Source organism: Altibacter sp. HG106 (genome assembly GCF_028561755.1).
GTDB lineage: Bacteria > Bacteroidota > Bacteroidia > Flavobacteriales > Flavobacteriaceae > DFVG01.
In genome coordinates, this window is sequence record NZ_JAQQTD010000004.1 from 104,244 (window position 1) to 130,396 (window position 26,153).

Annotated in this window: 27 protein-coding genes; 23 read left to right on the plus strand and 4 right to left on the minus strand. The window is 45.1% G+C overall.

Going from position 1 to position 26,153, the window contains the following annotated elements; genetic code table 11:
* The 6 genes from PO830_RS07780 to PO830_RS07805 all read left to right on the plus strand — a co-directional run bounded on the left by PO830_RS07780 (position 1) and on the right by PO830_RS07805 (position 6,938).
* Positions 1-1,176: a glycosyltransferase family 4 protein gene (locus PO830_RS07780; RefSeq protein ID WP_272852983.1), complete on the plus strand. Its 1,176-nt coding sequence runs from the start codon at positions 1-3 to the stop codon at positions 1,174-1,176.
* Between the two features lie 37 nt (positions 1,177-1,213).
* Complete coding sequence (locus PO830_RS07785; RefSeq protein WP_442870062.1) at positions 1,214-2,440, plus strand: WcaI family glycosyltransferase; 1,227 nt, start codon at positions 1,214-1,216, stop codon at positions 2,438-2,440.
* Between the two features lie 61 nt (positions 2,441-2,501).
* Positions 2,502-3,809 carry a UDP-glucose dehydrogenase family protein gene (locus PO830_RS07790; RefSeq protein ID WP_272852985.1) on the plus strand — a complete coding sequence of 436 codons (1,308 nt, stop codon included), beginning with the start codon at positions 2,502-2,504 and terminating at the stop codon, positions 3,807-3,809.
* Between the two features lie 3 nt (positions 3,810-3,812).
* A complete protein-coding gene (locus tag PO830_RS07795) occupies positions 3,813-4,802 on the plus strand; it encodes a UDP-glucuronic acid decarboxylase family protein (protein ID WP_272852986.1) in 990 nt (329 codons plus the stop codon).
* A 2-nt stretch (positions 4,803-4,804) separates the two neighbouring features.
* On the plus strand, positions 4,805-6,160 hold the full coding sequence (locus PO830_RS07800) for an undecaprenyl-phosphate glucose phosphotransferase (RefSeq protein ID WP_272852987.1): 1,356 nt from the start codon (positions 4,805-4,807) through the stop codon (positions 6,158-6,160).
* Position 6,161: 1 nt separating this feature from the next.
* Positions 6,162-6,938 (plus strand): glycosyltransferase family 2 protein, encoded by a 777-nt coding sequence (locus PO830_RS07805; protein ID WP_272852988.1) that lies wholly within the window; start codon positions 6,162-6,164, stop codon positions 6,936-6,938.
* Here PO830_RS07805 and PO830_RS07810 read toward each other — a convergent pair.
* Together PO830_RS07810 and PO830_RS07815 are read right to left on the minus strand one after the other, a co-directional pair.
* Positions 6,933-8,243 (minus strand): phenylacetate--CoA ligase family protein, encoded by a 1,311-nt coding sequence (locus PO830_RS07810; RefSeq protein ID WP_272852989.1) that lies wholly within the window; start codon positions 8,241-8,243, stop codon positions 6,933-6,935. The two genes, PO830_RS07805 and PO830_RS07810, sit on opposite strands and share 6 nt — an antisense overlap.
* Entirely contained in the window at positions 8,243-9,112 is an 870-nt protein-coding gene (locus PO830_RS07815) for a hypothetical protein (protein WP_272852990.1), read from the minus strand. Before PO830_RS07815 ends, PO830_RS07810 begins: the two co-directional genes overlap by 1 nt.
* 111 nt (positions 9,113-9,223) lie before the next feature.
* On the opposite strand from PO830_RS07815, the gene purD reads away from it, so the two are divergent.
* The gene (gene purD / locus PO830_RS07820; protein WP_272852991.1) at positions 9,224-10,495 is read left to right on the plus strand and encodes a phosphoribosylamine--glycine ligase; all 1,272 of its coding nucleotides are present in this window, start codon (positions 9,224-9,226) and stop codon (positions 10,493-10,495) included.
* Between the two features lie 8 nt (positions 10,496-10,503).
* Here purD and PO830_RS07825 read toward each other — a convergent pair whose 3' ends face one another.
* Positions 10,504-10,740, minus strand: coding sequence for a DUF6341 family protein (locus tag PO830_RS07825; RefSeq protein ID WP_272852992.1), 237 nt, complete (start codon positions 10,738-10,740; stop codon positions 10,504-10,506).
* Between the two features lie 39 nt (positions 10,741-10,779).
* Between PO830_RS07825 and PO830_RS07830 the strand changes: the two genes are divergently transcribed.
* The 3 genes from PO830_RS07830 to PO830_RS07840 all read left to right on the plus strand — a co-directional run bounded on the left by PO830_RS07830 (position 10,780) and on the right by PO830_RS07840 (position 13,464).
* Positions 10,780-11,703 (plus strand): DUF6427 family protein, encoded by a 924-nt coding sequence (locus PO830_RS07830; protein WP_272852993.1) that lies wholly within the window; start codon positions 10,780-10,782, stop codon positions 11,701-11,703.
* A 98-nt stretch (positions 11,704-11,801) separates the two neighbouring features.
* Complete coding sequence (locus tag PO830_RS07835; protein ID WP_272852994.1) at positions 11,802-12,410, plus strand: DUF4254 domain-containing protein; 609 nt, start codon at positions 11,802-11,804, stop codon at positions 12,408-12,410.
* A gap of 19 nt (positions 12,411-12,429) precedes the next feature.
* Positions 12,430-13,464 carry a glycosyltransferase family 9 protein gene (locus tag PO830_RS07840; RefSeq protein WP_272853257.1) on the plus strand — a complete coding sequence of 345 codons (1,035 nt, stop codon included), beginning with the start codon at positions 12,430-12,432 and terminating at the stop codon, positions 13,462-13,464.
* A gap of 11 nt (positions 13,465-13,475) precedes the next feature.
* Here the strand turns inward: PO830_RS07840 and PO830_RS07845 are convergent, their stop codons facing one another.
* Positions 13,476-14,525, minus strand: coding sequence for a ferredoxin--NADP reductase (locus tag PO830_RS07845; RefSeq protein ID WP_272852995.1), 1,050 nt, complete (start codon positions 14,523-14,525; stop codon positions 13,476-13,478).
* 216 nt (positions 14,526-14,741) lie between these two features.
* Here PO830_RS07845 and porW point away from each other — a divergent pair, with 216 nt between their 5' ends.
* The 13 genes from porW to dut all read left to right on the plus strand — a co-directional run bounded on the left by porW (position 14,742) and on the right by dut (position 26,145).
* Positions 14,742-17,330 carry a type IX secretion system periplasmic lipoprotein PorW/SprE gene (porW, locus tag PO830_RS07850; protein ID WP_272852996.1) on the plus strand — a complete coding sequence of 863 codons (2,589 nt, stop codon included), beginning with the start codon at positions 14,742-14,744 and terminating at the stop codon, positions 17,328-17,330.
* A 35-nt stretch (positions 17,331-17,365) separates the two neighbouring features.
* Complete coding sequence (locus tag PO830_RS07855; RefSeq protein ID WP_336375866.1) at positions 17,366-17,803, plus strand: bactofilin family protein; 438 nt, start codon at positions 17,366-17,368, stop codon at positions 17,801-17,803.
* Positions 17,803-18,021 (plus strand): AtpZ/AtpI family protein, encoded by a 219-nt coding sequence (locus PO830_RS07860; RefSeq protein ID WP_272852998.1) that lies wholly within the window; start codon positions 17,803-17,805, stop codon positions 18,019-18,021. The genes PO830_RS07855 and PO830_RS07860 overlap by 1 nt, the downstream gene beginning before the upstream one ends.
* Positions 18,022-18,438, plus strand: coding sequence for a hypothetical protein (locus tag PO830_RS07865; protein WP_272852999.1), 417 nt, complete (start codon positions 18,022-18,024; stop codon positions 18,436-18,438).
* Positions 18,439-18,526: 88 nt separating this feature from the next.
* Positions 18,527-19,651, plus strand: coding sequence for a F0F1 ATP synthase subunit A (gene atpB / locus PO830_RS07870; protein ID WP_272853000.1), 1,125 nt, complete (start codon positions 18,527-18,529; stop codon positions 19,649-19,651).
* Positions 19,652-19,684: 33 nt separating this feature from the next.
* Positions 19,685-19,876 (plus strand): ATP synthase F0 subunit C, encoded by a 192-nt coding sequence (atpE, locus tag PO830_RS07875; RefSeq protein WP_203295023.1) that lies wholly within the window; start codon positions 19,685-19,687, stop codon positions 19,874-19,876.
* Positions 19,877-19,980: 104 nt separating this feature from the next.
* On the plus strand, positions 19,981-20,481 hold the full coding sequence (locus PO830_RS07880; RefSeq protein ID WP_272853001.1) for a F0F1 ATP synthase subunit B: 501 nt from the start codon (positions 19,981-19,983) through the stop codon (positions 20,479-20,481).
* A gap of 4 nt (positions 20,482-20,485) precedes the next feature.
* Positions 20,486-21,016, plus strand: coding sequence for an ATP synthase F1 subunit delta (gene atpH / locus PO830_RS07885; RefSeq protein WP_272853002.1), 531 nt, complete (start codon positions 20,486-20,488; stop codon positions 21,014-21,016).
* 65 nt (positions 21,017-21,081) lie between these two features.
* Positions 21,082-22,659, plus strand: a complete 1,578-nt coding sequence (atpA, locus tag PO830_RS07890) for a F0F1 ATP synthase subunit alpha (protein WP_272853003.1) — start codon at positions 21,082-21,084, stop codon at positions 22,657-22,659.
* 56 nt (positions 22,660-22,715) lie between these two features.
* The gene (atpG, locus tag PO830_RS07895) at positions 22,716-23,588 is read left to right on the plus strand and encodes an ATP synthase F1 subunit gamma (RefSeq protein ID WP_272853004.1); all 873 of its coding nucleotides are present in this window, start codon (positions 22,716-22,718) and stop codon (positions 23,586-23,588) included.
* Positions 23,589-23,715: 127 nt separating this feature from the next.
* A complete protein-coding gene (locus tag PO830_RS07900) occupies positions 23,716-24,225 on the plus strand; it encodes a hypothetical protein (RefSeq protein WP_272853005.1) in 510 nt (169 codons plus the stop codon).
* Positions 24,226-24,253: 28 nt separating this feature from the next.
* Positions 24,254-25,714, plus strand: coding sequence for an oligosaccharide flippase family protein (locus tag PO830_RS07905; RefSeq protein ID WP_272853006.1), 1,461 nt, complete (start codon positions 24,254-24,256; stop codon positions 25,712-25,714).
* Positions 25,711-26,145 (plus strand): dUTP diphosphatase, encoded by a 435-nt coding sequence (gene dut, locus PO830_RS07910; RefSeq protein WP_272853007.1) that lies wholly within the window; start codon positions 25,711-25,713, stop codon positions 26,143-26,145. The genes PO830_RS07905 and dut overlap by 4 nt, the downstream gene beginning before the upstream one ends.
* Positions 26,146-26,153: the final 8 nt, after the last annotated feature.

Consider the following 26,153-nt stretch of genomic DNA (forward strand, 5'->3'; position numbering starts at 1 on the left):
ATGCATATTGCTCAAATTCATAACACATACCTTGATCGTGGCGGGGAAGATATCGTGGTGGCCAATGAAAAGAAATTGTTAGAAGGGGGCGGACACCAGGTATCGCAGTATTTCGTTCATAACAAAGAGATAAACACAACGGGGAAGAAGCTAAAAACCGCCTTGAGCCTTCCCTACTCTTTCGAGCAAAAGCGCAAGGTCAAAACTTTTTTGAGACACCATAAGCCGGATATTGCGCATGTGCATAATTTTTTACCGGTACTCACCGCTGCTGTGTTTGATGCCTGTAAGGAACTCAACATTCCGGTGGTGCTTACGCTACACAACTATCGATTGTTATGTATCAACGGACTCCTATACCGTGATCAGCAGTTGTGTGAAAAATGCCTTTCCAAAAAGTTTCCTACTCCGGGCATTCAACACGCGTGCTATCAAGAGTCAAGACTCGCTTCCTTTTTTCAAGCCACGGCGAACGCGGTTCATAATTATCGAAAAACCTGGCAACACAAGATTGACGCTATCATTTTTCTTACGCAATTTCAACAGTCGGTTTTTGAGCGCTCTCATCTTTCTTTTCCGAAGGAAAAGTGCTACATCAAACCCAACTTTGCCGAAGATCACGGTTTTTCACTAGATGCTGGGGACTATTATCTTTTTGTAGGTAGAATCGCGACAGAAAAAGGCATAGAATGTATTATTGAAGCCTTTAAAAAGAACGGAAAGCACCTGGTGGTGGTAGGAACGGGTCCTTTATTGGAGACCTTAAAGGCCGAAACCCAACAACACACCAACATTGTCTTTAAAGGAGAACAAAACCGCGAGCAAACACAAGCCTGGTTCAAAGGTGCCAAAGCTACGGTATTTGCTTCCAGAATGTATGAAGGATTGAGTTTGGTAATTCTAGAATCCTATTCTTTTGGCACCCCTATTCTGGCTCCTGACTTTGGGAATGGTAAATACCTTATTGAACACGGAAAAACGGGAAGACATTATAAAAAGGGCAGTGCTGAAAGTCTTGTGAAGCAGATCGAATTGTTTGAGCAGTCAGACCAAGGATTGCTGCGCCGGCAGGCACGAAACAAATACGAACAAGAATTTACTCCAACGAAGAACTTGGAGGTACTGGAAGGTGTGTACCAAATGACCACCCAAAATACCACTCAGCACACGTCCTAAATTATTCATTTTTATCCTGTACTTTTGCGAGCTAACAATGGATGCCTTGCCAAAAACTATCACTTTTATCGGTTTGAATTTCTTTCCGGAAGACTCGGCTATCGGGCTCTATTCTACTCAATGGGCCGAATATCTTTCGCAAGCAGGGTATGAAGTATCGATTGTCACCGCCTTTCCCTATTATCCGCAATGGGAAATCGCCCCTGCCTATCAAGGCAAAAAATCGTTTCTGAAAGAGTCCTACAAAGGGATGACGGTATATCGATACAAACAGTACACGCCCAAACAGCCCACCTTTCTCAAGCGCGTCTGGCATATAATTGATTTTACTTTCGGAAGTTTTCGCAACTTGCGGAAGATTGATCAATGTGACCTTGTTATTTCGATAATACCCTTTACTAGTTCGGCCTTTTTAGGAAACTGGCACCGCCGAAAACACCGCGCCAAGCATTGGGTTCATATTCAGGATTTTGAATTTGATGCCGCGTTTCAATCGGGATTGGTTCAGCAAAAAAGCACGAAGAAAAGCCTTCCGCATCGCCTGCTGTCTCAACTCGAGCGAAGCATTTTAGATCGCGCCGATCGCGTAAGCACCATCAGCCACACCATGGTGGCCAAACTGAAGCAAAAAACAGCAAGCGACACCTATTTGCTTCCCAATTGGATCGATGCTTCCGCTATCGACCCAGAAACTAGCAAGCCGCACCCGTATGCTTCTGAAGAAAAATTCACCCTACTCTATTCCGGAAACATAGGCGACAAGCAAGACTGGGCATTTTTCGAACAGTTCATTTCTAAGGTGGATTGGTCGAAATATAACATGGTGCTCGTAGGGGACGGTGCCCGCAGAAAAGATGTTGAGGCGATGATAGCGCCCTATTCTGAAATCACATGGTATCCTCCGGTACCCTATGAAACCTTATCGGACTTGTTGTGTAGTGCCGACGCCCATTTTCTGTTTCAAAAGCCCGAGGTACGCGATAGCGTGATGCCGTCGAAAATTCTGGGCATGATGGCCAGCGCAAAACCTTCCGTGATCACAGGCCATCCCGAGTCGGAAGTGAGAACCTCCATGAACGATGCCAACGGCGGATTCTACATTTCAGAAAATGACATTACTGCTACGCTTCAAGCCTTTGATACGCTCTACAATGATTCAGAAAAAGCAACCCAAATGGGAGCGCAGGCCCGGCAGTATGTGATTCAACATTTCTCGAAAGAAGCCATTCTTCAGAAGGCAACCAAGGCCTTATTGGAATTATAGCGCGCAAATTCCACCCGCTTAGAAATACTTCCTTATTTTTGCGGGAGTTAAACCATTTTGCATGAAAATTACAATTGTTGGAACGGGATACGTAGGCCTGGTCACCGGAACGTGTTTGGCGGAAACAGGGAATGACGTGATTTGTGTCGATATTGATGCCGATAAAGTGGCGCGTATGCGTCAAGGAGAGGTACCTATTTACGAACCGCACTTAGACATACTGTTCGATCGAAATATCAAGGCCGGTCGCTTGACGTTTACTACTTCCCTGGAAGAAGGCGTAGCGCATGGAGACATTATTTTTCTAGCCCTGCCTACACCCGAAGATGAAGATGGTTCTGCCGACCTTTCCTATGTGTTGAATGTTTCCAAGGAGATAGGAAAACTCTTGACAGACTACCGGATTATCGTAGACAAAAGTACCGTGCCCGTGGGTACCGCAGAACGCGTTCATAAAACGATTGCTGCCGAAACGGAGGTAGCGTTCGATGTAGTTTCTAACCCTGAATTTTTACGCGAAGGCTTTGCGGTAGATGACTTCATGAAGCCAGAACGCATTATCGTGGGAAGTAGCAGCGATCGCGCTACCGAGCAAATGAAGCGACTGTACGCGCCTTTTGTACGTTCGGGCAACCCCATTATCATCATGGACGAGAAATCGGCGGAACTTACCAAATACGCGGCGAATTCGTTTTTAGCGACCAAGATCACTTTCATGAACGAGATCGCGAACTACTGCGAAAAGGTGGGTGCCGATGTAGATAAGGTTCGTGTAGGCGTAGGAACCGATACCCGTATCGGGAAGCGGTTCTTGTTTCCGGGAATTGGCTACGGAGGCTCTTGTTTTCCGAAGGACGTAAAAGCCTTGCACAAAGCCGGAAAAGATCAGGATTATGACTTTAAATTACTAGCCTCCGTTATAGCAGTGAACAAACGCCAAAAGACGGTGTTGGTTCCAAAGATCACCAAACATTTTGGAGATGATTTGAGCGGAAAAACACTTGCCATTTGGGGATTGGCCTTCAAACCAGAAACCGATGATATTAGGGAAGCTCCCTCCATGGACATTATGGACGCCCTCCTAGAACGCGGCGCAACCCTTCAGGTGTTCGATCCGGAAGCGATGGAAAACATTAAAAAGAAATACGGCGACAAACTTCAGTATGCAGATAGCATGTACGATGCGCTGGAAAGTGCTGATGCACTGGTGATCTGTACCGAATGGAGCATCTTTAGAACCCCAAATTATCAAAAATTAAAGCAACGATTGCGCACACCTGTCATCTTCGATGGTAGGAACTTATACCATGTAGAAGATATGGAGGCCGAAGGGTTTACCTATGTCTCTATCGGTAGAAGAGAAGCGTAGGCTATGAAAAAGCGTGTACTTATTACCGGGGCAGCGGGATTTTTAGGATCTCATTTGTGTGATAAATTCATTCAAGAGGGGTATGATGTGATCGGCATGGATAATCTCATCACGGGAGACCTAAAGAACATCAGCCACCTCTTCGAGAATGAAGCCTTCAAGTTCTATCATCACGATGTCACTACCTTTGTGCACGTTCCGGGTACTATCGATTACATTCTTCATTTCGCCTCACCCGCGAGTCCGATAGACTATTTGAAAATTCCGATTCAAACCCTGAAGGTAGGCTCTTTGGGAACACACAATCTCTTAGGATTGGCCAAAGAAAAGAAGGCGCGTATTTTGATCGCTTCTACTTCGGAAGTGTATGGCGACCCACTTGTACACCCCCAAAATGAATCGTATTACGGAAACGTCAATACCATTGGGCCGCGAGGCGTCTATGATGAGGCCAAACGGTTTCAGGAGTCGATGACCATGGCCTATCATCGTTTTCACGGACTAGAAACGCGGATCGCTAGAATTTTCAACACCTATGGGCCCCGCATGCGACTGAATGACGGGCGGGTGATACCGGCCTTTATCGGGCAGGCACTCCGAGGCGAAGACCTCACCGTTTTTGGAGATGGATTGCAAACCCGATCCTTCTGCTATATTGACGATCAGATTGAGGGCTTGTATAAATTATTGTTGAGCGATTATTCGTTGCCGGTAAACATTGGGAACCCTGAAGAAATTACGATTTTGGATTTTGCCAAGGAAGTGTTGAAACTAACCGATAGTGATCAAAAAATTGTTCATAAAGAGCTGCCAAAGGATGATCCGGCACAACGGCAGCCCGATATTACGCTTGCGAAAGAACTCTTGGGTTGGGAGCCCAAGGTGTCGCGTGAGGTGGGAATGGAAAAAACCTATGCCTATTTTAGAGGGCTTACCAAAGAAGAGCTTTTTAAAAGCGAGCATAAGGATTTTTCAAAGCACATAAGAAGTTAACAATGCTCTTTAAGCGAGGACGATACTCAGGATTTATAAGGCCTATTTCTTACGGAATAGACCTACTGATTATTTATGCCTTTGCCTTTCCCTTCTTCAATTTTAGCAACACCTATCTATATTTTATAATCTACGTGACGGCGGGCTGGATTGTGCTTTCGCTCAAATCCAATTTTTACGAGATCTATCGCTTTACCCACGTCACTAAAATCATGTCCTTGATTGGAAAGCAAGGCGTGGTGTTTTTTCTGATCGTTTTTTCGTTTTTCGGCTTCTTTAATACGATCGAGAAAGATCCCTGGTCTATTTTCTGGTACAATATGTACGTGATGCTGGCCATTACGGTGGTGAAGTTTACCATCTATTTTCTGCTGAAAAAATATCGCTCCTTACTTCGTGGAAATACCCGAACGGTGGTGATTGTAGGGCTCAATCAAAAGACCGATCAGCTGCGGAAGTTTTTTACCGACAATCCGGAATATGGATACCGACTGCAAAGTATCTTCAACTTAAGAGGCCCTGATAAGAGTACCATCGAGGACGCGATTGACTACCTACTGGAGAATCCGGTAGATGAAATCTACGCGTCTGTTTCGGCCCTTACCAACGCGCAAATGATTCAGTTAATCGACTATGCCGATAACAATCTTAAGATCCTCAAATTCTTGCCAGACAATAAGGAAATTTACTCCAAGCGACTTGATTTCGAATACTACGGCGTGTTGCCCATAGTGTCGCTTCGGAAAATTCCGATTGATGAACCGTTCAATCAATTTATCAAACGCACTTTCGACATTGTACTTTCTACATTTATCATTGTCGGCTTGCTCTCGTGGTTAACGCCTGTTTTAGCCATTATTATCAAACTGGAATCCAGAGGACCGGTGTTTTTTAAGCAAAAGCGAAATGGTTTAGACTACCAGGAGTTCTATTGCTATAAGTTTCGGTCCATGCGACCCAATCCGGAAGCAAACTTATATCAAGCTACCAAGGGAGACACCCGTGTAACCCGCGTGGGGCGAATTATTCGTAAAACGAGCGTCGATGAACTCCCGCAGTTTATCAATGTGCTCAAAGGTGACATGTCGGTGGTGGGACCACGCCCCCACATGGTTAGTCATACGCATATGTACGCAGAACGCATCGATAAATTTATGGTGCGCCACTTCGTGAAACCAGGTATTACCGGCTTGGCACAGGTAAGTGGATATCGCGGAGAAGTAGAAACCGACAACGATATCATCAATCGGGTGAAGTACGATATTTTTTATCTTGAAAACTGGAGCTTACTACTGGATATCAAAATTGTTTTTCAGACGGTTTATAATGCGTTGAAAGGAGAAGAAAAAGCCTATTGATATGGCCTCAAAACCACTCATATCTGTTATTACTCCTTTATACAACTCAGCCCATACGATAGCTGAAACCCTTCAAAGTGTACAAGCGCAAACATACGCTCACTGGGAGCATATTATCGTAGATGATGCTTCCACAGACGGTTCCGAAGCAATAGTACAAACCTTTACCGCGAATGATGAACGCGTTACCTTGATCTCACTCAATACCAACAGCGGCTCTGGATACTGTCGAAACCGGGGCACAGAAACCGCCAAGGGTGACTACATTGCCTTTCTGGATGCCGATGACCTTTGGCACCCCGAGAAACTAGAACGACAGCTACACTTCATGAAAGATCATTCCTGCGCGGTGAGCTATACGAGCTATCTGCACATTGATCCTGCTGGACATCCCACGGGAACGAGGATAGTGGCGCGACCTACTCTGAGCTATTGTGAGCAACACAGCAACAATTATATTGGAAATCTTACAGGCATGTACGAGGTAGCGGCCTTAGGTAAGATTGAAGCACCCTTGCTTCGGAAACGCCAAGATTGGGCGTTGTGGCTGGAAGCCATACAGCGTAGCGGTGGTCCTGCGTTAGGACTACAGGAGGATCTGGCGTATTACCGAACGGGCTCCAAATCGTTAAGCGCCAATAAATGGAAGCTGATCAAGTATAATTATTTGTTCTACAAGCAACATTTGGGGTATGGAACGTTGAAGTCGGTGTACTACTTACTACGCTTTTTCTGGGAATACTTTCTGGTGCGTCCTCGTTACATTCAGAAGCTATAATTCTGAAATAAACTGCTTGAGCTTCCCGCGAGCACTTCGTTCGAGTACTTCTTTGCGCTCAAAGCTGAGTTCCAAACGACTCCCAACATACCTCTCCAGAGCTTTTTGAATAGTGCTGATTTCCTTTTTGTTGAGTGCTCGTTCCGAAACGTAGGTAATACGAAAGGCTTCAGCGCCCGTTTGTGCCACGACAAACTCGGTTACATTTCCATCGTCTTCAATAACGCTTTTGGTCACATAATAAAAGGTAAGCCCCGGAACTTGTTTTCCTCCGGGTAGCAGCGCCACATCGTTCGTTCTACCAACGAGTTTTTTTAATATCGGGGCTTTAGAAGTGCTGTCTTCCGAAAGGGCGCCCCAATCGCCTATGTCATATCGAATCATGGGGTGCGCCTTGTTGTACAATGATGTAATTACAATGCGCCCGGTAGTACCGTTGGGCACAGGTATCCCTTGGGCATTGACGATTTCGACGAATAAGGTTTCGCTATTCACCACGAACCGGTCCTCGCGATTGGTAAATGCGATGAGATCCAGTTCGCTGGCGCCGTATTCATTTACCACGGGAACGTCAAAAACTGTTTCCATCAATCGTTTATCAGAATCGTACAACATTTCGCTGGTCACGACGCAATAGTTCAGACTGGGACATTCTTCCTTGAGCACCAGACCTTGCTTCTTCAAGAACTTCGCAAACAAGACAATAGCGCTGGTATACCCGTTGATGTAGGTAAATGGCTTTCTTCGGAAAACAGAGAGGAAGGCATGCATCTTTTCTTCGGAAAGATCAAAAATGGGAAACCGATAGCGCGCGCTCAATCTATCTTTCAGTCGTTCCTTTTGATATCCCCAGCGGTCTAGGGGTATTCCGTAGAAGCGTGCCTGAAGCGAACGGTGGAAGTCGAGGTCATACCATCCAAAGCGATCCATGATTTCAGCCCAGGTAAGGGCATGACAAAATAGGTCCTTGGCAAACACAAACGGGTGCCCGCTGGAGCCACTGGTTTTATTCACGTACACATTTTTAGGGGTGTATCCATGCGACAGTCGTTGTGCCAAGGGTTGTTGGAGATCTGCTTTTGTCATGATAGGAAGGGTCTCCCAAGAAGTAACAGGAACTCCGGCGAGAAAATCCTGATAGAACGTATTATGCTCTTTATGATACTGAACGATAGCGTCTCGTTGTTCCTGAACGTAGTTGGGATACTTCGCTTCAGAAATATCCTGAATCTGCTGCAAGGTCTCCTTGGCCTTCCTGATGGGAAAGCCTTTGAGTCGCAGCGTAAGTTCAAAGATATTTTGCATTAGGTTTTAAGTAAAACAACAATACTTCCGGCGGTGAGCTCTTCTTCTGTAAAATCTTTAAAGTCGTCATGAACGGTTACCGCTTTAAATTGTTGGTAGCGTTTCGACTCAGGGTCTGGGTTGTCGTGCGACACCGACAATACTTCTAGGGCACACCCCTTGAAGAGCGACAAATATTGCGGTAAGCGCAAGCGGTTGTGATAATCAAATTTCGTCTGAATTTTATTCCATTCGGCCTCACTATACTGCAAAAAATCCTGTAACGAAAGCGAGCGGTCGCTATGGGCGCGGTGGTCACTTGGCGAAATGAAATGAAGAATATGAGTTCCTGCAGGAAGCTCCTTCTTAAACTTTTGGTGCATCTCGCGAAGGTCTTCTGGCGTCACATGCTCTAATACAAACCTAGAAAACACCAAAGCGCTGTTTGGTAAGGCACTATGAATAAGGTTGGTCTTAGGGTGATAGGTCACGCCTTGTGCCAATCCATAATTGTTGGGTTGTATAGGAGGAAAGGACTTCGGAAAACGTTCTTTAAACACCGCATTGAGTGCCGTGATTGCGTTGGTATTGTAATGTTGGTTGAAATCGTAAGTGTGTACTTCAGCTACCTTTGCTTCGGAAAGAAAAAAGTAAGGGATGCTAGGCAGCCACCCCGAACCAATCTCGATAATGGAGCTACTCTCTAGGTTGATTCCGTGTTGTTGAAGTATTGTCTGTGCGTTGCGAAAAGTGGCTTCCGCAGGCTGGATTTTTTGCGGAAGGGATTTCTTGTCCGCTAGCCGCTGTAAGGTGTGATAGAGTGCGAAACCGAAACGCCGGGGAAGGAGGTCTAAAAAGTGGAATAGTTGGGTTTTTCTTTTGTGATTCACGGCGTGATTTTTTCAAAAATAAGAAATCCCCTTTGCTCCGAAACAATTGGTGCCCAATTATTGCTATTTGGGGGGAAAAGACTGTATTTTTGAAGTAGAAAACAGGTCAGAATGAATATCTTAATTTTAGGGTCAGGCGGAAGAGAACACGCTTTTGCCCACGCCATTTCAAAAAGTGAGCACTGTCAAGAACTATTCGTGGCTCCAGGCAATGCCGGAACTGCTACCATCGCGACGAATATCGACGTGTCGGTAACCGACTTCGAAGCTGTGAAAAGTAGGGTGCTGAAACATCAGATAACCATGGTTGTGGTAGGTCCGGAAGATCCCCTGGTACAAGGAATTAGCGACTTTTTTAGAGACGATGAGACGCTCCAACACGTAATGCTCATTGGGCCCTCGAAGCGAGGCGCCCTTTTGGAAGGAAGTAAAGAGCGGGCAAAAGAATTTATGGCCCAACATAACATTCCGACGGCATCCTATGCCAGTTTTACGAAAGACTCGTTGGCGGCCGGAAAAACATTTTTGGAGACACTGGAGGCGCCTTACGTATTGAAGGCAGACGGACTTGCAGCCGGGAAGGGAGTGTTAATCCTCGATGACCTTGCAACCGCCAAGCAGGAACTGGAGAACATGTTATCGCACAGCAAATTTGGTGCGGCCAGCGAGAAAGTGGTGATCGAAGAATTTTTGGAGGGTATTGAGTTGAGTGTTTTTGTGTTGACCGATGGAAAAAGCTATAAGATCCTGCCAACCGCCAAAGACTACAAACGGATTGGAGAAGGCGATCAGGGGCTCAATACAGGAGGCATGGGTGCCGTGAGTCCGGTGCCTTTTGCAGATCAAGAATTTCTGAAGAAAATAGAAGAACGCATTGTAAAACCAACGGTACACGGACTTCAAGAAGAGGAGATCGATTATCGTGGATTTGTGTTCATCGGACTCATCAAGGTGAATAACGATCCTTATGTGATCGAATACAATGTTCGTATGGGTGACCCGGAAACCGAAGTGGTATTACCTCGCATCCAAACCGATCTGGTGCGTTTGTTAGAAGCGACGTACCAGCAACGACTTTCAGAAATCGATCTGCAAATCGATGCGCAAGCGGCTACCACGGTGATGTTGGTTTCGGGAGGCTATCCGGAAGCCTATGAAAAAGGGAAGGAAATTTCGGGACTCGCAGAGGTAAAGAACAGTCTTGTTTTTCACGCGGGGACACGTCTGGAAGGAGCAAAGGCTGTGACCAACGGCGGACGTGTGTTGGCCGTTACTTCCTTGGATTCAGATTTCAGAAAGGCACTAAAAAAATCCTATCAGAATATAGAATCACTACATTTTGACAGGATGTACTATCGAACCGATATCGGGTTTGACCTTTAAGGGAAGGTTTACCCCAAAAACGAATGCGACGTTTGAGAACGGTCTTCCTCGTTATTATCGTTGAAGGTTTTTAATTCTTTCATCCAATATAGGAACGCGACAAACCCAATGGCCATAAAAAGCCAAGACATAATGTTCGCTGCCCACCAGCTATCAAGCTCTAATGAACGAAGCGCATCGTAAGGCACAAACAGTACGTTAACGAACAGGTCTTCGATTGCGTAAAAAACATCTTTCCATTCCATATCAGTATATTTAGACAGCAAAAATAGAAATAAACCCCAATGCTTACAAGCTTTTTTGGAAATTCTAGACCCATCAATTACGTCGTGCTCACCGTAGTGCTCGTCGGCGTCTTGGGGGTATATCAATGGATGGTTATACCTCCTGAAATGACTCCCTCTCAACTTGCGGTCATGCTGCTGCAATGGTTGGTATTGGCGTTTACAGTCTTTTTGTTCGATTTCTTACTTCGGAAAAATACGCTCACGAAGAGCAATACCTTCGCGGGACTCATCTTAGTTTCATTTTATATTTCGTTTCCAAACCTCATACGAGACACCTCTATTCTCTGGGCTCAACTCTTCGTACTGCTGGCGATGCGACGCATTTTCAGCTTACAGTCTCCGCACCGAACCCGAAAAAAGATCGTAGACGCGGCGATCTGGATCACCTTGGCGTCGCTCTTTTATTTTTGGGCCATACTCTTCTTGTTGGTGTTATACGTTGCCCTGGTGAAACGCGCCAATGTTCATTACAAAATGCTTTTGATGCCTCCGGTAGGTGTCGCGGCAGTGTTGGTGATCACGACAGCGATACAGTATCTGGTTTACGATGTGCTGCCGTGGTTTATTGGGTGGAATCCTGCAGTGGATAGTTCCTTGGCCGCTTACAACAACATCACCTGGGTGTTGCCGGCGGGAGTCTTGCTGGTCTTACTGATCTGGGCCCTCGGGTATCGAAGTATTCGCATGTCTAAAGTGTCTAAAAAGGAGCTTTCCAACTATCAATTGGTCCATCATTGGATGATCGTGGCCCTGGGAACCGTTATTCTCGCCGGAGCGCGTACCGGTACCGAAATGCTCTTGCTGGTTCCGCCAGTAGCCATCGGAATAACAACCTATATTGAACGAATTGATGAACGCTGGTTCCGGGAACTGTTGTTGGGGTTATTAGTGCTCCTTCCAATAGCACGCTATTTCTTCTAAAGAGCTTCTTTCGAAACGAAGAAAGTGGTTACTCGGTAATTTATAATACCTTTGTAGCACAATAATTCCTGTCTTTTATACAGCCAAAAGAGAACCCTATGTTCAGCGACAAAGCCAATGCTATTTTTCAAGAAGTCATTACTACCTATCATATCAAAGATGCGGTAGATCAACCCTTTGAAAACCCCTACGATAAGAACGATGCGCTGATCGAGCATTTGTTGTATCGAAAATGTTGGATCGATACGGTACAATGGCATTACGAAGATATTATTCGAGACCCTCAGATCAACCCTGAAGATGCCTTGGTGCTCAAACGAAAGATCGATGCATCCAATCAAGATCGCACTGATACGGTAGAATACATAGACAGTTACTTTCTCCAAAAATTTGAAGGTGTAGAAGTTCAGGATGGTGCGACCATCAATACCGAGAGTCCGGCCTGGGGCATCGACCGCTTGTCTATTCTAGCGCTGAAAATTTACCATATGAATGAAGAGGCTACACGCGCCGATGCTTCTCAAGAACATCAGATGGCGTGCAAAGCTAAATTGGATGTCTTGTTGGAACAACGCGTTGATCTGAGTGCCGCTATCAATCAATTGTTAGACGATATCGCGCATGGCAGAAAGTACATGAAAGTCTATAAACAGATGAAAATGTACAATGATGACGAACTAAATCCGGTGCTGCGAAATACCAAATAATTGCAACGTATTGAATCGCATGGAAGCTCCTACGCACGTCTTATGTATTCGATTATCGGCATTGGGCGATGTTGCCATGACCATTCCAGTATTTCGGGCATTGGCTGCTACGTATCCCAAGCTATCCATTACCGTAGTTTCTAAGAAATTCTTTGCTCCACTGATCGATGAAATCCCAGGTGCCAGTTTTCTGGCGGCAGATGTGAAGGGTGCCCATAAAGGAGTACGCGGACTCATAACATTGGCTTCGGAAGCAAAATCGCTCCAGATCGATGCCGTTGCCGATTTGCACAATGTACTCCGCTCCAAAGTAGTAAGCGGAACGCTACAACTTCAAGGGATTCGTGTTTCAAGAATAGAGAAGGGGCGCGCAGAAAAACGCGCGATGTTGGAAGCGAATGGCAAGCCAATTAAACCGCTCACCTCCATGCACCAGCGATATGCGGAGGTCTTTGGAAACCTCGGATTGCCGGTTGACTTGAACGAGGTGAAACTTCCGAAGCCAAAAGCCCTAACGCCAGAACTGCACGAATTAATAGGAATTCACACCAAAAAATGTATTGGGATCGCACCCTTTGCTGCACATCGTGGAAAAATGTATCCGGAAGCGCAGATGGAAGCTGTAATCGCTACTCTATCGGAAAGGGATCAATACCAGCTCTTTTTGTTTGGGGGAGGCGCAGCAGAAGAAAAAAAATTAAAGGCTTGGGCGGAGCGCTATTCAAACACCACCAACATGGCCGGGAGACTTCTGTTTTCAGAAGAGTTGAAGCTGATCTCAAATCTCGATCTGATGGTTTCCATGGATAGTGGAAATGGACACCTTGCGGCCCTATACGGAGTTCCGGTGCTTACCTTGTGGGGCGTTACGCATCCGTATCTGGGCTTTCGACCCTTTGGGCAGCCCAATGCCCATCAATTGGTATCCAATCGGAAAAAATACCCACGAATACCCACCTCGGTGTATGGCAATAAAGTTCCCCGGGGCTACGAAAACGTCATGGAAAGTATTGCTGTTGAATTAGTGGTTCAAAAAATTGCGGAACTCGCTTAGATTCCTATGCGTTATATGTCATCATAATCCACCGTGATGGTTGGTGTGGTGGGGTGCGACTGGCAGGTTAGAATATACCCTTCCGCAAGCTCGTCATCGGTGAGAATTTGATTTTTTCGCATTTCTACCTTTCCTTCGGTGATGCGGGCTATACAAGTGCTGCAAATCCCTCCCTGACAACTGTAAGGTGGATCCATCCCTGCGTCAATCGCCGCCTGTAGTACCGAATTCTCCTGTTCCATACGGAAGGTCTCTGTTACATCATCCAGGGTAAGGGTTACCTGTGTGGAGCCATCATGTGTTTCGGTGAGGGCCCCTTCTTCTGAAGTGGTAAAAAGTTCAAACCGAATAAACTTCTCGTTCACTCCGTGTTCCTTCAGAGTAGAAGATACCTCATCGATCATGGGTTCGGGACCGCAGAGATAATAGGTGGAGAAGTCGAAATCCTCATACTTGTTCTTCAGAAAATAATTCACTCTAGAACGATCAATTCTTCCGAAGAGCGCATCATCGTCTTGCATTCTACTAAGCACATAGTGCAAATGAAATCGTTCTGGGAATCGCTCCTGAAGCGTATGCAATTCGTCTGCAAACATAGCCTCCTGAAAGGTCTGATTTCCGTAGACCAACAACACTTTCGTCGCCTCAGAGGCTTCAAGTGCCGTAGTAACTATCGATAAGATAGGCGTGATCCCACTTCCGGCGGCAAAGGCGGCAATATTGCCTTCAGCATTTTTAGCGTCCAAGGTAAACGTTCCTTCCGGTGGCATCACCTCCAGGGTGTCTCCCGCTTTTAACTTCGTATTCGCAAAAATGGAAAAAGACCCGTCGGTAACCTTTTTCACACCCACACGAAGCACCTCACTGTCTGGGGTAGAGCAAATGGAATAAGCGCGGCGTAATTCAGTGCCGTCTGCCGTGCGATGTTTAATGGTTATATATTGCCCGGCCTCAAACTGAAACGCATGCCGCAAAGCGTCTGGAATCTTGAAGGTAAGACACACAGCATTTGGAGTTTCTTTGGTTACTTCAGAAAGTGTAAGAGAATGAAAACGGTTCATTTCGCAAGTTTCCGCAAAAATAAGAACCGAAACACCATTGAGCGCCATCGGGACGCTAAAATTTTCAAAAATTTAAAGCGGGCAACGCGCCCCAATCCTTTAAAATTCCGAAGCGATCCCTTCCCTATCTCAAAAAGAACCGTATTTTTACACTCCCTTTGATGGGTTCACATACTAAATAAGAAGCTTTTAAGTTACAGTATCATAAACTATTCTATGTTGAAAGGCTTACATCAATTTACCCTTCTTTTGCTCGCTGCACTCCTCCTGGTAGGCTGCTCTCGAAAGCGGAGCACGTTTCTGACGAGAAACTATCATGCGGTGACGGCAGAGTACAATACCCTCTATAACGGCCAGAATGCTTTGGATGACGGTATGGAACAACGCGCCTTGTCGTACCGTGATAATTATTGGGAAATTCTTCCAATTGAACGGTTCAAGCAGGAAGAGATCCTGCGAAGAGGGAAGCCGGGAAATCAAAACAATGAGGACCCTAATTTCGATCGGGCCGAGGAAAAGGCAGCAAAGGCCATTCAGAAGCACAGTATTTATGTGGACGGAAAAGAGCACAATCCACAGATCGACGAAGCGTATATGATGCTAGGGAAAGCGCGCTACTATGAAAAGCGCTTTGTGCCTGCCCTGGACGCGTTTAACTTCATCCTCAACCGATATCCTACGAGCAATAACATTACCCAGGCGAAGGTCTGGAAGGCCAAGTCGAATATTCGCCTCAATAATGAGGAGGTGGCGCTAGAGAATTTATTGGAAGCCCTGGAAGAGGTGGAAGATGGCGATATTGAAATGGAAGAAGATGATTTTGCCGATGTCAATGCCATTGTAGCACAGGCGTACATAAACTTAGACACCCTGGAAGCTGCTTTGCCCTATATGAAGGTCGCTTCGGAAACCGTTAAGAACAATGAACTCAAGGGACGCTATGCGTTTATCAAGGGACAACTGTACAACCGCCTCGGCTTTAAGGACAGTGCTAACATCGCGTTTGATGAAGTCATCGAATTGAATCGGAAATCCCCCAGGATTTATATGATCAATGCCTATATCGAAAAGGCACGAAATTTTGATTACGATGCGGGCGACCAAATGGCATTTTTAGAATTGCTTCGTGAGTTAGAGGAAAACCGCGAAAACAGACCGTTCCTGGATCGAATCTACAATCAAATGGGCGAGTACTATCGCAATACTGCCGATACTGATTCTGCCAAGATCTATTACAATATGTCGATTCAAAAATTCAATGAGGATCGCATTCTTCAATCGGTAAACTACAGCACACTGGCGGAAATGAATTTTGACGCGGCCGAGTATAAAGCTGCGGGCGCTTATTACGACAGCACCTTAACGTTCTTAGAAGAAAATACCCGTCGTTGGCGTCGCATTACTAAAAAGCGCGAGAACCTCGATGATGTTATTAAATACGAAGATATCGCTACGCTTAATGACTCGATCTTGAAGTTCGCAGCCATGAGCGAAGCCGAACAGCTGGCATATTTTACAGAGTATACAAACAAATTGCGCGCGAAGGCGATTGAAGATTCTTTGGCACAGGCCAAAAAGGAGGCTGAAATTGCCAATAAGGAATTTTTTCAGAAGTCTTCTTCCAAAGGAGGCCCAAACAATGGAACCTTTTATTTCTACAGCTCCACAACGGTCGCTTACGGAAAGCAGGAATTTAAAACGCGCTGGGGGTCGCGAGAAAATGAAGACTGGTGGCGTTTAAGCAGCAAGGCGGCTGATGTTAAGGGCGATGTGGTAGAGGCCGAAAAGATAGAAGTGGCGACGCAGCAAGAGCTTTTCGATCCACAGTTTTATATCGATCAAATTCCAACCGATCAAAAAGTAATCGACAGTCTTACCAAAGATCGCGATTTTGCGTATTACCAACTAGGCTCCATCTATCAGGTTAAGTTCAAAGAAAATCAATTGGCAGCAGACCGACTAGAAACCTTATTGAGCTACAATCCTGAAGAGCGTTTGGTACTTCCGTCCAAGTATAATTTGTACAAGATCTATGTAGAATTGGAGAATGAAGCGCTGGCGGAAAAATACAAAAACGACATCATCGCGAATCACCCAGATTCGCGCTACGCGGAAATTTTGTTGAATCCCGAAACCTTATTGTCTACCGACGAATCGAGTCCGGAGTACCGCTACACCGAACTGTACAAAGAGTTTGAAGCGCAACAGTATCAAGAGGTAATCGACAAAAGTGACGACTATATTACACGTTTTAACGGGGATGCTATTGTGCCGAAGTTCGAATTGTTAAAAGCGACCGCGCTTGCGCGACAAAAGGGGTTCAAAGCGTATAAGGAAGGGCTAAATTACGTGGCGCTTACCTACCCCAATTCAGAAGCTGGAAAAGAAGCGCAGGACATTTACACTAATGTGCTGCCAACCCTAGAGAGCAGTGAGTTTGTACCCGAGGAAGCCGCTACAAAATGGAAAACCGTATATCCGTTTCCTGTAGAAGAGCGAGAAAAGGCAGAAGCATTGGCCACCAAGCTTAAAGAAGCGGTCGCGCAATACAACTATTACAACATGAATGTTTCGGTAGATTATTACACTCCAGAAACCGTATTCGTGGTGTTGCACGGCTTAAACACTAAAGGAGGCGCCCGCAATGTAGCGGATGGCTTTTCAGAGAATAAAACATTTAAAATCAAGGACGCACATTTTCAAATCGCGTCGGCCAATTATAAAATTGTTCAAATACACAAAAATCTTAACGACTACCTAAATAGTGACTCGACTTTAGAAAAGGAAACGAATCCCCAAAAATAAGAAGCATGTTTTCAGATAAAAAAGACAAAAACACTATGGAACCCACATCAGGTCAAAACAGAATTAATGAAGGAACTCATTTAAAAGGCGATGTACAATCGCAAGGGTTCTTCAGAATCGACGGATCCATCGAAGGCAATATTAGCACGCCCTCGAAGGTAGTTTTAGGAAAAAGTGGAAAAATTACCGGAACGCTCACCTGCAAGGATGCCGACATTGAAGGCGCTTTTGACGGTAATTTGGATGTTTCGGGAACCCTCTCCCTGAAGGCTACTGCAACTATCAAAGGCGAGGTTGTGGTTGGTAAATTGGCCGTAGAGCCAGGCGCTACATTTAACGCTACTTGCAGGATGAAAGGCTCAAAGTCTGATGCATCCAGCAACACTGAAGCGATTGAGAAAGAAGCTGCTAAGGGGAATCACCCATACGACCGGCAACAACGCTTGAAGAAGTCGGCCGAACCCCTAAAATAATGGCACCCAAAGGCAACAACGGATTAAAACGTTGGGCGGTACTTTCGGCCATAGCCATTGAAATGGGCGTCATCATCTATCTCTTTGTTCAGCTAGGCAAATGGTTGGACGCATCCTACAACGCCGGAGGCAAGCTTTTTTTAATCATTTGTACGCTCGTTGGAGTAGGCATTTCCTTATTTCTTGTTGTCAAACAAACAACCAAGCTCAATTCGTAAATGGAAAGCAGCGTACGTTTTTTAGGGTTGATGGCGGCAGTTTTATTAGTCGTTTTTGGATTGCATCTAGCCATACTGTACGCAATGGATTTCCCGCTGTTTTCAGACGAAATTGTACTAAGTTATGTAGTGAACTACGCGTTGGCCGCCCTGATTTTTTTAATCATTCAACGAACCCTTGGCTCCAAAGCCTCCTATGCCGGGTTTATTTTTATGTTGGGAAGCGGACTTAAATTTCTGTTGTTCTTCTTGGTTTTCTATCCGAAATATCAAGCTGATGAGGTGATGGAAACCTCCGAGTTTACGGCTTTTTTCGTGCCGTATGGAACGTGTTTGATCCTAGAAGTTTACTATCTCGCAAAACAGCTTAATAATCAGTCTTCTGAAAGCGCCCAATCCCCCCAAAAAAAACAATAAAATTTGTTTTTTGTTTCTAAGGAATAACCGTATTTTTGCACCGATTTTTAAGGGCACTATCATTATACTCGGTATGCAAAAAAAAGGAATGAAAGGATTATTCGCACTATTGCTTCTTGCTTTGTCTGTTTCTAACACATTTGCAGGAGCCCCTTCTCAAGAAGGAAATAGCAAAGAAGATACCAAGGCAGAGATCAAAGAATACATTGATCATCACTTACAAGATTCTCATGATTTTAATTTATATGCATACACCGGAGAAGACGGAGAAACGCACCATGTAGGATTTCCATTGCCGGTAATCTTATGGGATGATGGCATTCAATTCTTTATGTCTTCAGCATTTCATCACGGAGAAGAAGTGGTGGAATCGAACGGAAATTACTACCGACTTTACCACAGCAAAATTTACAAAACGGACGCGGAAGGTACCTTGACCTACGATGCCGATCATGGAGATCACCCTACGAATGTACGGCCGTTAGACCTCTCCATTACGAAAAGTGTGGTGATGATGCTGGTGACGGGAATTCTTTTGATTTTACTCTTCAGAGGATTGGCGAAAAGCTATCAAAAAAATGAAGGTATCGCACGTGGTATTGGTCGCTTTTTTGAGCCTATCGTGATCTACATTCGCGACGATATTGCGATCGCAAACATCGGCGAGCAGAAGTATAAGCGCTACATGCCGTTTCTACTTACTACCTTTTTCTTTATTTGGTTCTTGAACATGTTTGGGTTGACCCCCCTTGGAGTAAACGTTACCGGAAACATTGCGGTGACTACGGCCTTAGCGGTATTGGTGTTCTTGCTAACGAACTTTACCGGAACCAAAGATTACTGGAAACACATTTTCGATCCATTAGGCGACGGAATGCCTTGGATCGGTAAGATCTTTATTTATATCATCCTTGTTCCTATTGAAATTTTAGGAATGTTTATCAAGCCTTTTGCGCTGCTTATTCGTTTGTACGCAAACATGACGGCGGGTCACGTAGTATTGATGAGCTTGATAGGATTGATTTTTATTTTTAAAAGCTGGATCGGCGGACCTTTATCGTTCGGCCTTTCTTTCGCGATCTCACTTATTGAAGTGTTGGTGGCATTATTACAGGCGTACATCTTTACGATGTTAGCCGCGTTGTATTTTGGATTTGCTAGCGAGACCCATGACCATGCTGAAGAGCACGACGGAGAAATACAGCATTTATAAGAATTTGAATGTTTAATTTTTAAATATATTTTTATGGAAATCCCAACTATTATTGGTGCAGGTTTAGCCGTAATCGGTGCTGGTATCGGTATCGGTATGATCGGTGGAAAAGCAATGGAAGCTATTGCTCGTCAGCCTGAAGCCTATGGTAAGATTCAAACAGCGATGCTTATTGCAGCGGCGCTTATTGAAGGTATTGGTTTTGCCGCAATTTTTGCGGGATAACCTCCAACACAAGCATGTCGCTGTAACGGTTGGTTACAGGGACATGCTTCTTAAAAGTTAAACACAAGTTTGTAGATAGGTGCGCAGCACCGAAATCATAAGACATGGAAAAATTAGTAAACGACTTTTCATTTGGCCTATTTATCTGGCAGATCATTTTGTTCTTGTTGTTGCTTTTCTTGCTTCGGAAGTTTGCATGGAAGCCCATCCTGAAAGCGGTTAATGATCGTGAAGAGGGCATAAAGAATGCCTTGGCTTCTGCGGAAGACGCGCGTCGTGAGATGGAAAATCTCCAAGCCGATAATGAGAAGCTGTTGCAGGAAGCTCGGAACGAGCGTGACAGTATGTTGAAAGAAGCACGCGAGATCAAAGCGAAGATGATCGCAGATGCCAAAGGAGAAGCACAGGAAGAAGCCAATAAGATGATCAAGCAGGCGCAAACCGCTATTGAAAGCGAAAAGAAGGCGGCTGTAGCCGACATCAAAAAACAAGTGGCAGAGCTTTCCGTAGCAATCGCAGAAAAAGTAGTAGAAAAAGAGTTGGACTCCAAAGACAAGCAATTGAAATTGGTTGACAACATGTTGAATGACGCTACCTTAAACTAATCCTATGAGTAGAGCCGCCATACGTTACGCCAAAGCTGTCCTCCAGAAGGCCCAAGAATCACAACAAGAGAACTTGGTCTTTGGAGATATGCAGTCTATCGTTGGAACTTTGGAAAACAGCCGTGAGCTTAGAAATGTGTTACGAAGCCCAGTGATCAAAGCAGAAGATAAGAAAGAAGTCTTGCTTGCGATTTTTAAGGCTCAAAATGACACCAGCAAGCAATTGATCGAGCTGTTGGCAAAAAATCAACGGACTGATCTCTTAGGGAAAGTAGCGCAAAGCTACATCTCCTTGTACAATGAGTCTCAAGGCGTGAAAGTTGCTGAGGTGACCACAGCAATCCCTCTTTCCGAAGAAATGGAAACCAAGGTGCTGTCGAAAGTAAAGGAAATGACAGGAAGCGATCAGGTGACGCTTGAAAACACTATTGACGAGTCCATTATTGGAGGCTTCATCCTTCGGGTAGGAGACCTTCAGTACAATGCGAGCATTGCAAACAAATTGAATACAATTAAAAGAGAATTTATATCATAATGTAATTGTAAGAAGCTATAACTTCTTACTGAAAACCTTTGTAAAAAGGTATAAATTGAAATAAGATGGCAGAAGTAAAACCCGCTGAAGTTTCAGCAATTTTAAAGGAACAACTTTCCGGATTGGAAGCTACGGCCTCCTTAACTGAAGTAGGAACTGTACTTACCGTTGGTGATGGTATTGCCCGTGTATACGGACTTTCAAACGCCCAGTATGGTGAATTGGTTGCCTTCGAAAACGGAATGGAAGGAATTGTACTTAACCTCGAAGAAGATAACGTAGGGGTAGTATTGTTAGGTCCCTCCAAAGAAATTACTGAAGGCGCTACGGTAAAACGTACCCAGCGAATCGCTTCTATTAAAGTTGGAGAAGGGATTGTAGGACGTGTGGTGAACACCCTTGGTCAGCCGATTGATGGAAAAGGTCCTATTGAAGGAAAGACCTACGAAATGCCCTTGGAGCGTAAAGCGCCAGGAGTAATCTACCGTCAGCCGGTAAACGAACCGCTTCAAACAGGTATTAAGTCGATTGACGCCATGATTCCCGTGGGAAGAGGACAACGGGAGTTGGTTATTGGTGACCGTCAAACAGGGAAGTCTACCGTGTGTATTGATACCATCTTGAACCAAAAAGAATTTTACGATGCCGGAGAACCAGTATATTGTATCTATGTAGCGGTGGGACAGAAAGCGTCTACGGTTGCAAATATCGCGAAGGTATTGGAAGATGCTGGAGCCTTGGCGTATACAACCATAGTTGCTGCCAACGCATCCGATCCTGCCCCAATGCAGGTTTATGCGCCGTTCGCCGGAGCCGCGATTGGAGAGTACTTCCGCGATACAGGTCGTCCTGCCTTGATCGTTTATGATGATCTTTCTAAGCAAGCGGTTGCCTATCGTGAAGTATCGTTATTGTTACGTCGCCCACCGGGACGTGAAGCGTATCCTGGAGACGTATTCTATCTTCACTCTCGTTTGTTAGAGCGTTCGGCGAAGGTAATTGCTGACGACGATATCGCTAAAAACATGAATGACCTTCCGGAATCACTTAAAGGAGTGGTGAAAGGGGGAGGTTCTTTGACTGCCTTGCCAATTATTGAAACTCAAGCAGGAGACGTTTCGGCCTATATTCCAACCAACGTAATTTCGATTACAGACGGACAGATATTCTTGGAGTCGGATTTATTCAACTCGGGTGTACGTCCTGCGATTAACGTAGGGATCTCAGTATCTCGTGTAGGAGGTTCGGCCCAGATCAAGTCGATGAAAAAAGTAGCGGGTACGTTAAAGCTTGACCAGGCGCAGTTCCGTGAATTGGAAGCGTTTGCAAAGTTTGGTTCCGACCTTGATGCGGCGACCATGAACGTGATCGAGAAAGGGAAGCGAAACGTAGAGATTCTTAAGCAAGCCCAAAACGATCCGTTTACGGTAGAGGATCAGGTAGCCATTATCTATGCAGGTTCTAAGAACTTGTTGCGTAATGTACCTGTTGATAAAGTAAAAGAATTTGAGCGTGACTACTTAGAGTTGTTGAACGCCAAGCATAGAGATGTGCTCGATACGTTGAAAGCAGGAAAACTTACGGATGAAGTTACCGATACATTGGTAGCAGTAGCGAAAGACGTTTCAGCAAAATATAACTAAAAAGCACTTTGGCATTGTATTATATGCAGTGCCAAAGCTTTTAAGTACCGAATACTATGGCAAACTTAAAAGAAATACGAAGTAGGATTACCTCGGTAGGGTCAACCATGCAGATCACCAGCGCCATGAAAATGGTGTCGGCTGCTAAGTTGAAAAAAGCGCAGGATGCCATTACGGCCATGCGTCCTTATGCCGATAAATTGACCGAATTGCTTCAAAATCTTAGCGCCACGCTGGATGCCGATAGCGGTAGCGCCTATGCGGATCAACGGGAGGTAAAGAAGGTGCTCGTGGTAGCAATTACTTCTAATCGTGGCTTGGCAGGTGCTTTTAATAGCAATATTGTGAAAGAAGCCAAAAGAACGGCTTCAGAGGATTTCGCCGGAGCCTCGGTGGATTTTGTGACCTTAGGTAAAAAAGGAAACGACATCCTAAAGAAATCAGGAAAAGTAGTTCATAACAACAACGATCTTTTTGATGATCTTACTTTTGATGTGGTCGCCAATATTGCCGATATGTTGATGGAAAAATTTTCAACAGGTGAATACGATAAGGTTGTGCTGTTATACAACAAGTTTAAGAATGCTGCGACGCAGGTAGTGATGAACGAGCAGTTCTTACCTATTATGCCGGCGGCGGTAGACGCAGAAGAAGCGCAGGCTGCGACACCCGATTATATTTTTGAACCAAATAAGGCGGAAATTGTAGAGGAGCTAATTCCGAAGAGCTTAAAAACGCAATTGTTTAAAGCCATTCGAGATAGTGTTGCCAGTGAGCATGGAGCACGTATGACGGCCATGCATAAAGCAACCGATAATGCTTCTGAGTTGAAAGCCGATTTAACCCTCGAGTACAACAAAGCACGTCAGGCAGCCATTACCGGAGAGATCTTAGAGATCGTAGGAGGTGCTGAAGCCCTGGCGGGATAAGAAAGACCATTCAAAATGTATAAGCCTCCAAGTATTTGGGGGCTTTTTTATGTCGCATAGTTGCTATTCTGAAGCTACCGGATTCACTATTAATTTATGTATCTTCACTTCATAAAATAGCGATACTATGTGGCGATCCCTTTTGATTTCTGTTGGAGCTTGCATCCTCTTATGGAGCGCCTCCAATTGCGGCGCAACAACTAATTCTGAATCAGAACCCTTTGTAACAAATCCTGAGTTTTCGATTTCTGATGCGTATGTCCAAGATTGGACGGCAGGGATTCCCGAAGGAGGATCGGGAACCAATTTATTTGTTTCGTTCGCTACCCTTTCCGAAGACATAAGGCTGCAAAAATTCCATTATAACGGCTTGGTTACCGCCGCAAAGAAGGTTTCAGATAATGGGGATTTCGCGGGATATTTTATCAAGGAAGGGCGAGGAGATGTACAAATGAGCAGCGATCCTGAGGTCGAAGCGGCAAATACCCCTCCCGTGCGGTCTACGCTTGACATTAAGGATGGTGTTGCAGTGATTGAATTTCAACAAAACGGGGTTACAAAATACTTTGAAGTAATATCCATACGGATAGCGCCAATGATTTCCTATCCTTCCACTCCGCCGACAGAAGATCAATAAACGAACGGAATCTTTAAAACTATAGTTCTTGGGGGTCTTCAAAAAATTATTTCAACAAACCTTTATTTACGGGCTAGCCACCGTGCTTCCCAGGGCCCTGGGCATCGTTCTGGTGCCGCTATACGTTTCTGTGTTGGGAACCGAACAATATGGAATATACGCAGCGCTCATGGCGTTTTTGGTGCTGGGGAATGTGTTGTTATCCTACGGAATGGAGACCGCTTTCTTTCGCTTTATCAACAAACACCCTAATCAGCGCAGCGAAGTACAGGCAACGGCCTTGGTCTCGCTTACTGTAACGACCTTGCTTTTTGTGGGAATGGGCCTGCTCAACGTAGATGCGTTGGCATCACTATTGGATTTCCGAAAGGAATACATCGCCTATGCCCTTGGGATTTTAGGCTTAGACGCCTTGGTAGTACTTCCATTTGTCTGGTTTCGCGCCAATGAACAACCCAAAAAATATGCAATCATCAAGATTGCCAACGTTGCGGTGAATCTCGGACTTAATCTGTTTTTCTTTTTGGCACTTCCAGACCTGGCAAAGATGAATACCAACTCGCTTTGGGCGTCCATCTATCTCACAGAACATCAGGTAACCTATGTTTTTGTTTCCAATGCGATTGCGAGCGGACTGACACTACTGGTGCTTCTTCCGTTGTATGTCAAAATTGGGTTTGGTTTCAACCGAAGTATTTGGAAGGAAATGATGAAATACGCCTTACCCGTCTTGGTGGCGGGCATTGCTTTTTCCATTAACGAAGCTTTCGATAAAATTTTGTTGCGCTATATGCTTCCGAAGGACACCGCCAATGAAGTGGTAGGCGTGTATGCCGCCTGCTACAAGCTAGGGGTTTTTATGACCTTGTTTGCCACGGCTTTTCGACTAGGGATAGAACCGTTCTTCTTTAATCATGCCGCCAGCAAGAACGCTAAACAAACCTATGCGACCATTACCCAATACTTCACCATCTTTGGAAGTGTGATATTCTTGTTCGTGATGGTGTTTATCGACCTGTTCAAGCGCCTTCTCATTCCCGACCCGGCCTTTTGGGTCGCCCTAGAAATCGTACCGTTAATTCTCTTGGCGAATCTCTGCCTGGGGATCTATCACAATTTTTCTGTGTGGTATAAAGTAACCGACAGAACCCGATACGGGGCTTGGATTTCGCTTGCGGGAGCCGCGTTAACACTCGGTTTGAACATACTACTGATTCCACTTATTGGCTATTTTGGCTCTGCCTGGGCGACCTTGGCTGCCTACGGAACAATGATGGTCTTATCGTTCCTTTTTGGTCAAAAATATTACGCTGTTCCGTACAACATTAAGAAAATGGCGGGCTACGTTTTCTTGTCAATTGCCTTTGGAATGCTTTCCTTTTACCGTTTTGAAGGGAATTTCCTGATCAGCTCTGTGTTATTATTGGTATTTTTGTGCATCGTATTTTATTTCGAAAAGAACCCTTTACAACGAATGTTACAACGATGAAAATCAAGATTGTCAATACTTCCGAACATCCACTGCCTTCCTATGAAACGCTAGCCTCTGCCGGAATGGATCTTCGCGCGAACGTTCCGGAACCGTCTACCTTACAACCGCTACAACGCGCTATTGTGAAAACCGGACTATTTATTGAATTACCGATAGGCTACGAAGCACAGGTGAGGCCCAGAAGCGGTCTCGCAGCTAAGAAAGGGATTACTGTATTGAACGCCCCAGGAACGATTGATGCAGATTATCGTGGAGAAATTGGGGTTATTCTTGTAAATCTTTCCAACGAGCCGTTCACTATTGAGAATGGCGAACGTATCGCCCAATTGGTAATCGCCAAACACGAACGCGCGCAATGGGAGGAAGTAGAACAGCTTTCAGAGACCCAGCGAGGCGCCGGAGGCTTTGGAAGCACTGGAACCTCATAACATATATA

Bases quoted from the DNA above. Each gene is read 5' to 3' on its own strand.
- PO830_RS07845 (WP_272852995.1), bottom strand. From the start codon at position 14,525: ATGAACCGTTTTCATTCTCTTACACTTTCTGAAGTAACCAAAGAAACT.
- atpE (WP_203295023.1), top strand. From the start codon at position 19,685: ATGGAAATCCCAACTATTATTGGTGCAGGTTTAGCCGTAATCGGTGCT.
- atpA (WP_272853003.1), top strand. From the start codon at position 21,082: ATGGCAGAAGTAAAACCCGCTGAAGTTTCAGCAATTTTAAAGGAACAA.
- PO830_RS07900 (WP_272853005.1), top strand. From the start codon at position 23,716: ATGTGGCGATCCCTTTTGATTTCTGTTGGAGCTTGCATCCTCTTATGG.
- PO830_RS07840 (WP_272853257.1), top strand. From the start codon at position 12,430: ATGGAAGCTCCTACGCACGTCTTATGTATTCGATTATCGGCATTGGGC.
- PO830_RS07855 (WP_336375866.1), top strand. From the start codon at position 17,366: ATGGAACCCACATCAGGTCAAAACAGAATTAATGAAGGAACTCATTTA.
- PO830_RS07835 (WP_272852994.1), top strand. From the start codon at position 11,802: ATGTTCAGCGACAAAGCCAATGCTATTTTTCAAGAAGTCATTACTACC.
- atpB (WP_272853000.1), top strand. From the start codon at position 18,527: ATGAAAGGATTATTCGCACTATTGCTTCTTGCTTTGTCTGTTTCTAAC.
- PO830_RS07865 (WP_272852999.1), top strand. From the start codon at position 18,022: ATGGAAAGCAGCGTACGTTTTTTAGGGTTGATGGCGGCAGTTTTATTA.
- dut (WP_272853007.1), top strand. From the start codon at position 25,711: ATGAAAATCAAGATTGTCAATACTTCCGAACATCCACTGCCTTCCTAT.
- PO830_RS07830 (WP_272852993.1), top strand. From the start codon at position 10,780: ATGCTTACAAGCTTTTTTGGAAATTCTAGACCCATCAATTACGTCGTG.
- PO830_RS07825 (WP_272852992.1), bottom strand. From the start codon at position 10,740: ATGGAATGGAAAGATGTTTTTTACGCAATCGAAGACCTGTTCGTTAAC.
- PO830_RS07860 (WP_272852998.1), top strand. From the start codon at position 17,803: ATGGCACCCAAAGGCAACAACGGATTAAAACGTTGGGCGGTACTTTCG.
- PO830_RS07810 (WP_272852989.1), bottom strand. From the start codon at position 8,243: ATGCAAAATATCTTTGAACTTACGCTGCGACTCAAAGGCTTTCCCATC.
- PO830_RS07805 (WP_272852988.1), top strand. From the start codon at position 6,162: ATGGCCTCAAAACCACTCATATCTGTTATTACTCCTTTATACAACTCA.
- PO830_RS07785 (WP_442870062.1), top strand. From the start codon at position 1,214: ATGGATGCCTTGCCAAAAACTATCACTTTTATCGGTTTGAATTTCTTT.
- PO830_RS07880 (WP_272853001.1), top strand. From the start codon at position 19,981: ATGGAAAAATTAGTAAACGACTTTTCATTTGGCCTATTTATCTGGCAG.
- porW (WP_272852996.1), top strand. From the start codon at position 14,742: ATGTTGAAAGGCTTACATCAATTTACCCTTCTTTTGCTCGCTGCACTC.
- atpG (WP_272853004.1), top strand. From the start codon at position 22,716: ATGGCAAACTTAAAAGAAATACGAAGTAGGATTACCTCGGTAGGGTCA.
- PO830_RS07800 (WP_272852987.1), top strand. From the start codon at position 4,805: ATGCTCTTTAAGCGAGGACGATACTCAGGATTTATAAGGCCTATTTCT.
- atpH (WP_272853002.1), top strand. From the start codon at position 20,486: ATGAGTAGAGCCGCCATACGTTACGCCAAAGCTGTCCTCCAGAAGGCC.
- PO830_RS07780 (WP_272852983.1), top strand. From the start codon at position 1: ATGCATATTGCTCAAATTCATAACACATACCTTGATCGTGGCGGGGAA.
- PO830_RS07790 (WP_272852985.1), top strand. From the start codon at position 2,502: ATGAAAATTACAATTGTTGGAACGGGATACGTAGGCCTGGTCACCGGA.
- purD (WP_272852991.1), top strand. From the start codon at position 9,224: ATGAATATCTTAATTTTAGGGTCAGGCGGAAGAGAACACGCTTTTGCC.
- PO830_RS07795 (WP_272852986.1), top strand. From the start codon at position 3,813: ATGAAAAAGCGTGTACTTATTACCGGGGCAGCGGGATTTTTAGGATCT.